Origin of the sequence: Anabaena sp. WA102 (assembly GCF_001277295.1) — a bacterium.
Classification (GTDB): Bacteria; Cyanobacteriota; Cyanobacteriia; order Cyanobacteriales; family Nostocaceae; genus Dolichospermum; species Dolichospermum heterosporum.
On record NZ_CP011456.1, the window covers coordinates 2,013,233 to 2,026,330 of the forward strand.

General features: G+C 36.7%; 9 protein-coding genes and 4 pseudogenes. 7 read left to right on the plus strand and 6 right to left on the minus strand.

What is annotated here, in order from left to right:
* Positions 1–16 precede the first annotated feature (16 nt).
* The 6 genes and pseudogenes from AA650_RS08900 to AA650_RS08930 form a co-directional block, all read right to left on the minus strand.
* Complete coding sequence (locus AA650_RS08900) at positions 17–991, minus strand: SDR family NAD(P)-dependent oxidoreductase (protein WP_053538737.1); 975 nt, start codon at positions 989–991, stop codon at positions 17–19.
* A gap of 35 nt (positions 992–1,026) precedes the next feature.
* A pseudogene (locus AA650_RS08905) lies at positions 1,027–1,953 on the minus strand (DegT/DnrJ/EryC1/StrS family aminotransferase); the annotation flags it as partial.
* Between the two features lie 325 nt (positions 1,954–2,278).
* Positions 2,279–3,527, minus strand: a pseudogene (locus AA650_RS08910) (ISNCY family transposase).
* 293 nt (positions 3,528–3,820) lie between these two features.
* A pseudogene (locus AA650_RS08915) lies at positions 3,821–4,006 on the minus strand (DegT/DnrJ/EryC1/StrS family aminotransferase); the annotation flags it as partial.
* Entirely contained in the window at positions 4,003–5,130 is a 1,128-nt protein-coding gene (locus tag AA650_RS08920; RefSeq protein WP_234413349.1) for a Gfo/Idh/MocA family protein, read from the minus strand. The pseudogene AA650_RS08915 and the gene AA650_RS08920, both read right to left, overlap by 4 nt.
* A 724-nt stretch (positions 5,131–5,854) precedes the next feature.
* A complete protein-coding gene (locus tag AA650_RS08930; RefSeq protein WP_053538741.1) occupies positions 5,855–6,406 on the minus strand; it encodes an acyltransferase in 552 nt (183 codons plus the stop codon).
* Positions 6,407–7,108: 702 nt separating this feature from the next.
* Between AA650_RS08930 and AA650_RS08935 the strand changes: the two genes are divergently transcribed.
* From AA650_RS08935 to AA650_RS08950, 7 genes and pseudogenes are all read left to right on the plus strand, one after another.
* Complete coding sequence (locus AA650_RS08935; RefSeq protein WP_053538742.1) at positions 7,109–9,301, plus strand: GumC family protein; 2,193 nt, start codon at positions 7,109–7,111, stop codon at positions 9,299–9,301.
* A 630-nt stretch (positions 9,302–9,931) separates the two neighbouring features.
* A complete protein-coding gene (locus AA650_RS08940; RefSeq protein ID WP_053538743.1) occupies positions 9,932–10,750 on the plus strand; it encodes a WecB/TagA/CpsF family glycosyltransferase in 819 nt (272 codons plus the stop codon).
* Between the two features lie 800 nt (positions 10,751–11,550).
* Positions 11,551–11,700, plus strand: a complete 150-nt coding sequence (locus AA650_RS27740) for a hypothetical protein (RefSeq protein ID WP_168636355.1) — start codon at positions 11,551–11,553, stop codon at positions 11,698–11,700.
* A 5-nt stretch (positions 11,701–11,705) separates the two neighbouring features.
* Positions 11,706–11,849, plus strand: coding sequence for a type II toxin-antitoxin system HicA family toxin (locus tag AA650_RS08945; protein ID WP_234413394.1), 144 nt, complete (start codon positions 11,706–11,708; stop codon positions 11,847–11,849).
* Between the two features lie 46 nt (positions 11,850–11,895).
* Positions 11,896–11,982 carry an element excision factor XisI family protein gene (locus AA650_RS26290; protein ID WP_233455526.1) on the plus strand — a complete coding sequence of 29 codons (87 nt, stop codon included), beginning with the start codon at positions 11,896–11,898 and terminating at the stop codon, positions 11,980–11,982.
* 161 nt (positions 11,983–12,143) lie between these two features.
* Positions 12,144–12,293, plus strand: a complete 150-nt coding sequence (locus AA650_RS27745) for a hypothetical protein (protein ID WP_168636354.1) — start codon at positions 12,144–12,146, stop codon at positions 12,291–12,293.
* Between the two features lie 75 nt (positions 12,294–12,368).
* Positions 12,369–13,064: pseudogene (locus AA650_RS08950) on the plus strand (HNH endonuclease); the annotation flags it as partial.
* Positions 13,065–13,098 lie beyond the last annotated feature (34 nt).

Sequence of the window (13,098 nt, forward strand, 5' to 3'; positions counted from 1 at the left end):
CGCCACGCTATCGCTATCAGACATGGCTTGTTTCCTTTGTCAGTTTTTGTTTGTGCCACCAAGCAACCAAGCGAGATAACCCTTCTTCTAGAGATACCTGGGACTCAAAGTTCAATAACTGCTTGGCTTTGCTCACATCTGCCAGTCGGCGCTGCACGGCGTTAACTTTACGTTCTGGTTTATATTCTGGTTGGAGATCAGAACCCATCACTTTCAGTAAACTATGAGCTAAATCATTTAAACTAGTTTCTACACCACTAGCAATATTGAAAACCTGATCTGTGATATCAGCTTTAGCAGCCAAGATGTTAGCTCTAGCGATGTCTTCGATATACACAAAATCCATTGTTTGCTCACCATTACCGAAAATCAGTGGTGGCTGTCCGGCAATAATTCGCTCCATCCAGCGAATTAATACCTCAGTATAAACACCGTAAATATCCATGCGAGGTCCATAAACATTGAAGTAGCGTAATCCTACATAATTCAGTCCATACATTTCATGGAAACTACGGAATAAACCCTCATTAAAGGTTTTCGCAGCACCGTAGATGGTGCGATTATTGTAGGGATGGTGAGATTCAGTTGTCGGGAAATTCTCCGCCATGCCATATATTGACGCTGAAGAGGCTGCGACTACCTTTTTTACCCCAGCTTTGACTGCTGCTTCGAGAACATTAAAAGTACCATCTGCAAGAACTTCCAATGCTAGACGGAGTTCTTCGGCACATTGGGTAATCCGAATCGCAGCTTGATGAAATACTATATCCACACCTTGCATGATATCAGCAAGAAGTTGGCGATCGCGTATATCACCCTCCACCACAACCAAAGGACCATTGGCTTGTGTCCAAGCTAGATTATCACGACAGCCGCGGGTAAAGTTATCGAGGACAATAATTTCTGCCACTTCCTCTTTTACCAGTAAATCGGCAATATGAGAACCAACTAAACCTGCACCACCTGTAATTAAAATTCGTTTATTTTGCATATTCTGTACCCAGGAAGTTCAAAAAAAAGTTTCAGTCATATTGAGTTAATTACCGTCATTGCAATCTGAGTTTGGAATTCCGTTGTCAGTTCTGCAAACATAGGCAGTGAAAGCACTTCTTTAGCTGCTAGTTCCGAATGAGGAAAATCACCTACTTGATATCCTAAATCTGCGTAAGCCGGTTGCAAATGCACGGGAATCGGGTAGTGAATCCCTGTTTGGACTCCCTGCTCATGTAACCGCTGTTGTAGTAAATCCCTTTCTGTAGAGCGCACGGCATAAATATGGTAAACGTGATGACTGTATGGCATTACCTTCGGAGTGATCACGTCTGATTTTGCCAGTAGTTTATCGTACTGTACAGTGATCGCTCTCCTGGCTTCTGTCCAAGCATCTAAGTGGCGTAACTTCACCCGTAAGATTGCTCCTTGCAAGCCATCCATGCGGTAGTTATAACCCTTGAGGACATGATGATACTTGCGTTTTTGTCCCCAGTCGCGCAGCATATCAATTATCTGGGCGTATTTGGGGTTATTGGTGACTACCATCCCACCCTCACCGTAAGTCCCTAAATTCTTTCCCGGATAAAAGCTAAAACAACCCAAATCTCCAATACTACCAACTCGTTGCCCCTTGTACTCAGCCCTGTGTGCCTGTGCGGCATCCTCAATCACAATCAGACCATAACGACGAGCAATCTCTAAAATTGGGTTCATGTCTGCTGGTTGACCATAGAGATGAACTGGCAAAATTGCTTTAGTGCGTTCGGTGATAGCTGCTTCAATTTTGGTGACATCTATAGTCAAAGAAACAGGGTCAATATCGACAAAAACAGCCTTAGCTCCGGTATAGTCAATGGCGGCTACGGTAGCTACAAAAGTGAAAGGTGTGGTAATTACTTCATCCCCAGGACCAATACCAGCGGCTAATAATGCTAGATGAAGGGCGCTAGTACAGCAATTCTCATTTTGAAAAAAATAAGATAAAATTCTCTTAATTTAAGTGTAAACCCTGTATTAAATTATTCTTTTTTAATAGATAATTATCATCCGACGCTGGAGATAGATAGGGTTTTAAAAATCTTTAAAAATCTAGACATGAAGAATTGATTTCAACTTACCAATCTAGCTGAAATTCTAAGCAAATTTATAGTTTTTTGAATAAATAACTTTCTCCTCCTCTTTCAATATATTGACATTTTTCAACCAGAATTTATTTTTTTAAATGGGACATATTCCCTGAGAATAAATGAGAAAAAATCCGACCAATCTTTAAACCAAATAAATTTTAATAGGCTACGCATATCATTAAAAAAAGAAGTTCGGGTTACTAATAACTCACGAACTTTCTGATAGGTATAATTAACTAAATCTAAAACAGTATGAAATAAAAAAGCTAATAAATTCAAAGACAATAATAACTCACACAAATGATTTTCTCCATGACCAAAGTTATGCTCTAAATTATAACCGTGATTTTTAAGAATGTTATTCCCTTCATTCTCAACTTTCCATCTGCTGCGTGCAGCCTTGACAATTTTTTCAACATTATTTTCAGTGATCTTATGATTAGTAATCCAATTATTTTGGTAGATGATTTTCTGTGTTTTTTCATTAATAACAGTTACTTCGCACCAATTAACTTCGAGACTGGAGTCTTCATCTTTTAAGGGAACTCTAGAAGCATAACGATAACGATAAATTAAATTTTTTCGTCCATCCCATTGTTTGGTTTCAACGGTTGCAACTTCTCCACTTTTTTCTAAGAAGTCTAGCCATTCATATACAGTTTTATGCGACGCTTCCAGACAAACAAAAATAAAATTATAACCTTGTTTTAGAGCTAGTTCACAAATAGGTTGGTGAGAGTACAAGTCGTCCCCTAAAAGAGTTGCAGCATAACCATACTTGTTTTGATGATTCTTATTTAACCATCTTTTAACCGCTGCATTTTCACAATCTTGTTTTTGATGCCCATCTTGCTTTTTAATAAATTCTGGTTCTAAATTAATTACTTGTTTTTGATTAGGAGAAACTACAATGGGTGTGACACAGCCATGAAAATAAGTTGTAGTTCCATTTCGATGATTACGACAATTACAATGAGGGCAACTAATTTTTTTAGATGAGAAATATTCTGTCCCATCTAAAGCGATTAAAATTTCTTCATCTAAATAGACAAACTTTTTCAAAACTCCATTTTTATTTAACCATTCATAGACTTCTTGAAAAGTCATAAAGATAGTAGCGGCTGGAACTGGATCTAACAAATTTCTTATTTGATTATCACAGGGGATTTTCTTAATTGAAAATAAACTTTCTGCGTTATCTTTTCCTTTATTGCTTTTCATTAATCTTTGATGCTCTAAAAAAGACGCTGACTGCGTAAAAAAGATTGAAAATGCTGCCATCACTGCGTCTTCTACCTGATATTTCGTATTATTTCCAGGTTTTCTTTCATCAGGTAAATCATGTAATTGTTGACGTAAAAATTGCATTAATTCAGGAATTTCTAGTGTCGCTGTCTTTGGAGTCATGTTTGAGTAATTTGATGCACTATCAGATTTTTAACTCACCGATTTTACATCATCTGACAACAATTATAAATTTTTATTTCCCTTGGATTCCCTATTCTAAAACCCGAACGATAAACTGGATTTTCCCCATTCGTTGTCAAGCAATCTCTCTAGTTTATTGAGTATTCATACTTATTTTTCAACCCGACTGTTTTTTTAGCCAGAGGCAATGGCTAAAAAATAGTTACTTTGTACTATATTTTGAATTCCAAAATCGGGGCTAATACTTTATTTTTTTCAAAATGAGAATTGCTGGCGCTAGTACCTGTATTCACAGCGATTCCATATTTAGCATCACAGTAGTAAGAAAACTCTTCTTCTAAAGCAACGACCTCACTACCTAAGACAAATTGTGTACTTTCTAGGGCTTTAAAGACAGCGGCGTTAATTTCATTTTTGATGCTATTGTACTGAGCTTTCAAGTCTACAAATGGAATCATGCTGCCACCTCTGCTAAGTCAAGTTCAACTAATCGTCCCTGCTGCTTGATGGATTGGGTAGCAGCTTCCAGAATTCTCACTACCCGCAATCCTGCTTCTCCATCTGTGATAGGGCGATTCCCTTGGCGAATACAATCAATAAAATGTAATGCCTCGGTTTGTAAAGCTTCTGTCATATCCAACTTGGGAGACCACATATCACCGGTGCGATAGCCGACCAGCATTTGGTAAACGTTCTCAGGACTGTCATTCACAGTAATTCCTTTGTCGTACACCTTAATCTTTTCACTCGGTTCTAAATCGTCATAGCAGACCATTTTTTGACTACCACCCAGTATTGTCCGCCGTACTTTTACTGGTGCGAGCCAATTGACATGAATATGTGCAATCAAATTATGATCAAAAAATAAGGTTAAGTAGGCAATGTTTTCTGGTTCGCTAGAAATGTGACTCATGCCTGTAGCAGATACGGCATAAGGCTTCGACGGCAATACATAGTCCATAATTGAGAGGTCATGAACTGCCAAATCCCAGATTACATTCACATCATGCTGGAATAATCCCAAGTTGACACGCACGGAATCATAATAATAGATATCGCCGATAGCCTTTGCCGCTACCAGTTCCTGCATTTTTCGCACTGCACCTGTATACACAAAGGTGTGATCTACCATCAACACCAAATTGCGTCTTTCTGCCTCATCTATCAGTCTCATTGCCTGTTGGGAGGAAACAGTCATGGGTTTTTCTACTAATACGTGTTTCCCTGCTTGCAATGCAGCTAAGGCTAAATTGTAATGGGTAGAAACTGGTGTAGCGATCGCAATTGCATCAATATTTGGATCTGCAAACAGGTCCTGGCTATTTGTCGTTAACTTGACGGCTGGATACCGAGATTGCACCTTTGCTAGTCTATTTACTTGAAAATCACTAACTGCTATGACTTCTGCTCCTGGAATATCAGCAAAACTGCGGACTAAATTCGGACCCCAATAGCCATAGCCGATAACACCAATTTTGATTGTATTAATTGCCTGGACTTGCTGATTAGTAGAGATATTCAGCCTATTTGAATAAATATTTTTATCCAAAGCCATTTCAGAATGAGCATGAGTATTTGTCATTATATCCCCACTATATAAAGAGTGAATTTTACAAAAATTAATCACTAGAAAACAATGAAAAAACAAAGTAATTAACTAGAAATTTGCACCGTTTCTTGAAAATAATCTTTTTGAAATTATTTCGATGATTTTGAAGATTAATGTGATGATAAAACCATGCTATTCCTTGAATTTCTAGCTCGAAAAAGCAAAAAATCAGATAGTTTGTTGCCAGAATATTTGATTTTTTGTAGAAATTTCAAAGGTAGAATATGTTGTAAAATAACATTGTTGCATAGTCCATTGTAGACAAATTGGCAAAATTTATTAAGCTCTGAATTTGCTAAAGATATTGTTTAAGATTCAGAGGGAACAGGGAACGGGCAACAGGGAACAGGAAAAACTCATGTTTAAAAACATGAGATTGAAATAATGACACTGTTTTTTTCGTGCTACGCATCTTTTAAAAACATCCTTTTTTTGACTGAGCTTTAAACTCAGAACTAAAGTTTCTTATTTGCTCCCTGTTCCCTGTTCCCTGTTCCCTGTTCCCTGTTCCCTTCTTTTGTAAGCCAAAAAATAAATGATCCTGTTTTGTCATGCTGAGTGTAGCGTTCGCGGAGCGTGGCGTTAGCCATAGCGAAACGAAGCATCTCTTGAGATTCTTCACTACACTTCGTTTCGTAATGCCTCTGGCACGCTGCGCGAACAGAATGACATTGGGCATTTCTTTTTGTGGAGTTCTCTAAAACCTATTGGAAATTGCTTTAAAAGCCGAAGTATTACCAGGTTGATCTGAATGAGCTACTATTGGCAACTTACCTGTATTAGGAATACCACCTATGACTCTTGCAGGGACTCCAACCACAGTTGCGTAATCAGGAACATCATAAGTGACTACTGCTCCAGCCCCAATTATGGCATTTTCGCCAATTGTGACTCCTGCAAGGATTGTGGCATTACTACCAATAGAGGCACGGCGTTTCACATAAGTCCTAATTACACACCAATCAGCTTCAGTTTTTAGGCTGCTATCTTCATTCGTTGCGCGAGGGTAAATGTCATTGGTAAACATCACTCCGTGACCAATAAACACTTCGTCATCAATGATTACGCCTTCGCAAATAAATGTATGTGATGAAACTTTGCATTTAGCTCCGACTATGACATTTTTCTGGATTTCAACAAAGCAGCCAATCTTGGTTTCATCTCCAACTTCACAACCGTAAAGATTAACAAGGTGCGGATGAAAAATTTTAACGTCTTTACCTAATTTAACATGGTTATTTATAGCCATTTTTACCTTTTTTCCAAAAAACTTTAGGACAACAATGATACCTTGTGAAACTTTTTCACACTTTTTAGATAGTATATTCTCAAGAATTATCTTAATCAGATATGGGATAATATCTGTTTAAAATCTATCAGTTAATTCAAAAGGTATGGAGTTTCAGTATTAGTGTTTGCCAAGTTAATCAAGAATTCTGGCAACACTATACAATGATTAGAAAAGTATACATCTCTATCGCTAGACATATATATTTAATAATATAATCTTGGGTTGTGGGGAAAATTTTATGCTTATAGAGGGATGTATTATAACTGAGAAGTAAAGCATTACACCAAATCAAAATATAATAAAATTTAAAAGTAAATATCTATTTCCTAAGTTTATATTTATTTTACATAATTTTCACAATTATTGCTCAAAACTATGATAATTATGGTTTTATAATTCAACAAAACAAAAATATAGAACTCCTATTTGATTTGGGTACGGCTCTTTTGGGAGAACAGTTTTGTTGAGGATACGCTATATAAACAGAAGATCATGTAGACAAAGATCGCAAAAATATTCCTTAAATATGAGAGTATTTACTTTCCCTTTTGGCAGATAGACTTCTTTCAATGAACCATATCGTAGGGCTTTTAGATTACGAGGATTATATTTGTTCCAAAAGTGGATGCTTCAGAAAATAGAAAATATAGAAGGTTGGCGATGATAAGAAAACACTATCCTTATGAGAATTTGTCGAAAACAAATGGACATCAGCATCAATATATGCCTCTCCTCTACACAGATCAGTCAGAAGAGAGTAATGAAGGTGGATTAAACTTAGGTAAATTATTGGTAGTTGTTCGTCGCAGAATCATTGTAATTGCCATCGGAACAACCACTTTTGCATCTGTTAGTGTAGGATTAGCTTTGAATAAGCCTCAAATGTATGTTTCTAAATTTGAACTTTTAACTGAGCCGATAACCGCTGAAGATAAAGTAGTCCAAGATGACAGATATAACAGAGGTGATTCTAACAAAATAGATGAAACTCAGTTAAAAATTTTACAAAGTCCTAAATTGATGTCTCCTATCACCCAAAAAGTGCAAAAGTATTACCCAGGTAGCAGCGCACCTCAACTTAATATCAAACTCCTACCCAATACCCAAATTTTAGAAGTCAGTTACCAAGATCCCAACCCTAAAAAAGTTTTGTTTGTATTAAATCAAGCATCTGAATCATACTTAAAATACAGTTTAGAAGAACGCCGAACAAAAACTAAATTGGGAATTAAATTTGTTGAAAGACAATTGCCGCAACTACTAAATAGAATGGAAACTCTTCAGTCACAACTACAACTTTTTCGGCAAAAATATGGACTGATTAATGCTGAAGTTCAAGGACAGGAACTTGCTAGTCAATTTAACCAAATTGTGCAGAAACGGCTCAATGCAGAAATGCAATTAGCTAGAACTAAAACACTCTATACTATTCTACAAAAACAGTTGAGACTGGAAACGGATGAAGCAGAGGCTATTTCCATATTGAGTGAGTCTCCTGATTACCAGAAGCTATTAAGCCAACTCCAAGATAGAGAAGCTACAATTGCTATAAAATCATCTGAATATACAGAAAATAGTCCAAATATTCAAACCCTGCTGATTCAAAAACAAAATTTACTGGATTTAGTAGGCAGAGAAAAACGGCGACTTTTGGGAATAAAATTGTCAAACACAAAGATGAATTCCTTAGATTCAGTGACACCAAATTCGGCTCGTCTGCGAGAAATTCAAAAATTTCTTGAGATAAATAAACAAATTGAGGTATTAAAAACAGAAATCCAATCTCTTAATCAAGCTGAAAATTCTTTGCGGCAACAGATTAAACTCTTTCCCTTTATTATTCGTCAAAAAGATGATTTAGAACGACAATTAAAAATTGCTGTTGATAACCTTAATCGCTTTTTAACGGAACGGGAAAGATTACGCATAGATTCAGCCCAAAAGCAGGTACCTTGGCAGATAATTACTCCTCCTATTCAGCCGGAAAATCTTGCACTAAGTACCACACAAAATTTAATTTTAGGAACAGTTTTGGGCTTATTATTAAGCACGGGATCTGCTTTACTTATAGATAAGCTCAACAACGTTTTTTATGACCTTGAGGAAGTTAAAGATAAAATTAAATTTCCTATATTAGGGAATATTCCTCATATTAAGTTTGGTAAAAATGGTCAGCCTGATCAAAAACAGAACATCTCAAAGTTTTGGGAATCTTTTCGCTCTGTTTATACAAATATTGCTCTGCTCAAAGGTGATAGTTCTCTCCGTTCTCTAGCAGTCATTTCAGCGGCTCCTGGAGATGGTAAATCGACAATTGCTTTTTACCTAGCTCAGACAGCAGCAGTCATGGGTAAACGTGTGCTATTGGTGGACGCAAATCTACGTAATCCTAGTATCCATAAAATATTGGACTTGCCTAATACAAAAGGATTAAGCAATCTGATTGCTGAAGGGCTAAATTTTGAGAATGTTATACACAGACATAGTAGCGGCACCAGAGAACAAAATTATGGTTCACAGAAAGCGACTGCAAAAGATATAGAAAAATTATTCTTAGAGGATAACTTGTTTATCTTAACTGCTGGAGAAATTTCCCAAAATCCCACAAGTTTACTGTCATCTCCTCAGATGGAAAGCTTGACAGAACAATTTAAACAAAGTTTTGACTTAATCATATATGACACATCACATCTATTAGGTTTTGCAGATACTAATATCCTGAGTAGGCATACAGATGCAAGTATTTTGGTTATAGGAGTAGGTAAAACAAACCGTTCTGTTTTAGCCAAAGCATTAGAGCAATTAAATTTCTCTTCTACTCCTATTTTGGGTGCGATTACTGTTGATATATGAAGATCAAATACTAGGTTTACATTACTGTAAAACGTAATTATTTACCCCCTCCTACAAATTGCTCAAAGCCATTTATTTATCGTAAGAATTCAGGTGTTTGAAACCCAGTCGAAGAGCAAGTTTCAAAATTGAATTTGGGTTATTAACATACCTTTAGTCCCAATAATTATGGTTGGCTGAAAAAGTTGTTTGTGAAGATAGGGAACAGGAAGGATCAGGGAACAGTTTTAGCTATATGGATATGCTCAATCTTCCAAACCCGACAAGGAAAAATGCACCTATTTTGAGACACAATAAGCCAAAACCTGGCACTTTTTTGTGATAAAAATCCGCGAAACCTTTATTAATAAACGGTTTTAGCTTTATTCAGCAAGCCCTAAGTAATCAAAATATAGGCGTTACGTAATTCTTACTGAGAATAGAAATTTGTGTTTAATTCCCAGAAAATCTTGTCAGGAAATGATTGTAGAGATTTTGGTATGACCTCAATCCTTACTATTTATCGTTGGGAGGTAGGGGAAATGTGAAAGGGTGAAAGGTTACTATCAAACAACTCAGATGATTGTTTACTAACTTTGAGTTTTAAACATTATCTTAAGATTTTTACAACTCAACAATATAAATAAAAAGATGCTAACTACAAAAAATCAAATTCAATACTTACATCCATCTCCGGAATTTGAAACTTCAATAACCCCTGCCAGGATTGATATAATTGGCTCTCCTGTTACTGCCTTACCCTTTGAAGTTCAAATAAATATCATATTAGAATGGGCGATGAGTAAAGTCAGCAAAGTTATTTGCGTATCTAATACCCATATGCTCGTAGAGGCTTATTGGCATCCAGAGTTTTCCTCTGTTTTAAAGAGTGCGGATATTGCAACTCCTGACGGAATGCCGTTGGTTTGGATGTTGAAACTAATGGGTGCAGGTTCTCAAAACCGCGTTGCTGGTATGGATATTCTTTTATCTTTGTGTAAATTAGCTCCGCTAAGAGATATTCATCTTTTTTTCTTAGGTGCTGATGTAGTAACTCTAGAGAAGATAAGAAACAAGTTAGAGCGTGTCTTTCCAAATGTAAAAATTGCTGGGATGGAGCCTTTACCATTTCGTCCACTCACACACGCAGAGGATGAAGCTATTATCAAAAAGATTCACGATAGTGGTGCAGGAATAGTTTTAGTGGCTTTAGGATGTCCAAAACAAGAGTTATGGATGAACCAACACAAAGACAAAATTCAGGCTGTGATGATTGGTTTGGGGGGGGCATTTTCTGTCTTTGCAGAAAGTCATAAAAGAGCGCCTTATTGGATACGTCATTTAGGATGTGAGTGGTTATATCGTTTGATTCAAGAACCATTGAGACTATTTAATCGCTACATTACAACTATCCCAACCTTTATGTGGTTAGCTTTAAAGCAAATCTCAAATAAATTTGCATCTAAGTAGGTTTTTGAGTTTTGGGGTTTACAGCAGTTTGAGATCAAACCCACCACAAAAATTAATCGCAGAATGAAGTTTGGTACTGGTTTTCACCATTTTTATTTGTGGCACTGTTGATTAAAATTTGCTGTAAGTTGAGCGAACTGACAAGTCAGCACTTGCGCTATCGCATCCCTGTAGGTATCGCTTGACAAAGTTACAAGTTTTTATAAGAAAATAGGCTAAAAACCATTGAGGGCAAGTTTTGGAGCGTGGCGGAAAAACTTAACTGTCCTTTAGGTAAGGGATGAAAGCCAACTAGAGGCTGTCTTCCTCCAGTGACTTATGTTACATAATTACCACAGGAAAGGTAATCAACCTGTCTAAAAACCTCACTGCCTAATGGTAATCTGTACCTTGACAATTAAATCTATGCGGTTCTACTGCATTGTTCTAGTTCCCTCCTAGCAGTAGGTAAAAGATTTATACAGAGCTAGACGAATCAGAATTTTTGAAACAGAAAAGTTTCATAATATCGGGAAAATTAGCCCGCGCTTCACTTGCACTAATGACAGACATAGTGCCTCACAAAATTTATAGGGTCAAATATGATTATAGATTATTTGTCTGTTTCTTGCAAATTGTACAAAATTTAAGTTTTGAGCGATAGCGCAAGCACTGACTAAGTAGGTGAACACAATAAAACCAAACTGTGTAAAGAAACGTAAAATCGCTGAAAACTTCTTTACTATTGCCTCTTGCCTCTTGCCTTGCTATAACGACAATTTTCAACGTCAACCTACTTAGGTTATGAACATTTATTAGAAATGTTGAAAGATGCTGTTCAAGGTCGGTTAGAAGTTGCTAGTCAGCAAGAAGAAATTGAACCACAAAAACAGTTAATTGAGTTATCTTTACGCAATCGGTTTCTGGTAAGTCTCTGTGTAAGATTGTTGAACGCTATGGATGGAATCTAAAAAGGATTACAGGTAGTCATCATATCTATATTAAGGAAGGTATGAGTGTGATTCTTTCTATACCTATTGATAGTAATCGTGATCTACCTACGGGTACACTGGGAAGTATTTTGAAAGATGCTGGTTTGACTGAAGAAGATTTAGATTAATTTCATTGATCGCCTGAGTATAGGATATAATCGTACTATTAAACTAATGAAGTTAGGTATTTCTAATCTTGATATTGTTTTAGCTTTTCGTGATCCTGAAGAAAGGAAATATACTGTATTTGCTACTGCTTGAATAAATATTTTGCTGCGATCGCATCCCTTCAACCTCCCAAACAGCGATTCCTAGGTCGTGCTTCGCTATCGCACTCCCTCAACCCCCTAAAATCTCTTTTCACCTCACGCAATGTCAAAAGAGTGGTATGATTGACTGGTAAGATAAATGAGTCATACATAATGATGAAAGTCACAATTACTTTAGAAGAAAATGAATATTGGGAAGAAATTCGTACTGCTTTGGATGTGGTTTTGGGGAATTTGTCTTCATTTGAGCGATCGCACACATTTTTCTGTATCCCTTCTTATATCACGCAAATCCGTAAATAAATAGCGATTTTTTCACCTCACGCAAAGGAAAAGGAGATTCTATTATAGAGATTTTCATAAATTTATGATACAAACTGTGGAGTGAAAGACGTTCCTTTTCAAGTAGAGCATATTCATCCACGAGCCAAGGGTGGTAGTAATTCAATTACAAATCTCACTTTAAGTTGTGAAAAATGTAACACTAAAAAAGGCACGAAAGACATCAAAGATTTTCTCAAAAAAGACCCTTCAAAGTTAGAGAAAATCTTGAAGCAAGCTAAAAGACCACTGGCTGATGCAGCAGCAGTAAACACAACTCGCTTGGCATTACTATTCGTTGTCAAAGCAACCGGATTACCTGTAGAAACAGGTTCAGGAGGGTTAACAAAGTTCAATAGAAGTCAGCAAAATCTAGAGAAAACGCACTGGATTGATGCAGCTTGTGTTGGTCAGTCAACTCCAATTCTCAATATCAAAGGTGTTAAGCCATTGCTAATTACAGCTAATGGTCACGGCACTAGACAATCTTGCCGAACTGACAAGTACGGTTTTCCTTCTAGATATGTCCCCAGGTTCAAATTTGTTAATGGTTTTCAAACCGGAGACATTGTGAAAGCTGTTGTCACAAAAGGTAAAAAGATTGGGGCATATATCGGACGAGTAGCGGTGAGGACTAGCGGTAGTTTCAATATCTCAACAGTGCCTGGACTGATTCAAGGTATCTCTTACAAATACTGTAAATCAATTCACAAAAAGGACGGTTACGAATATGGAAAATCAAAGATTTGTTAATTGCTCAACTGTCCCTTTCATTGTTTGTGCTGGC

Coding starts and splice junctions, on each gene's coding strand:
- AA650_RS08920 (WP_234413349.1), bottom strand. CDS start 5,130: ATGACAAATACTCATGCTCATTCTGAAATGGCTTTGGATAAAAATATT.
- AA650_RS27740 (WP_168636355.1), top strand. CDS start 11,551: ATGTTGAAAGATGCTGTTCAAGGTCGGTTAGAAGTTGCTAGTCAGCAA.
- AA650_RS08940 (WP_053538743.1), top strand. CDS start 9,932: ATGCTAACTACAAAAAATCAAATTCAATACTTACATCCATCTCCGGAA.
- AA650_RS08935 (WP_053538742.1), top strand. CDS start 7,109: ATGATAAGAAAACACTATCCTTATGAGAATTTGTCGAAAACAAATGGA.
- AA650_RS26290 (WP_233455526.1), top strand. CDS start 11,896: ATGAAGTTAGGTATTTCTAATCTTGATATTGTTTTAGCTTTTCGTGAT.
- AA650_RS27745 (WP_168636354.1), top strand. CDS start 12,144: ATGATGAAAGTCACAATTACTTTAGAAGAAAATGAATATTGGGAAGAA.
- AA650_RS08900 (WP_053538737.1), bottom strand. CDS start 991: ATGCAAAATAAACGAATTTTAATTACAGGTGGTGCAGGTTTAGTTGGT.
- AA650_RS08930 (WP_053538741.1), bottom strand. CDS start 6,406: ATGGCTATAAATAACCATGTTAAATTAGGTAAAGACGTTAAAATTTTT.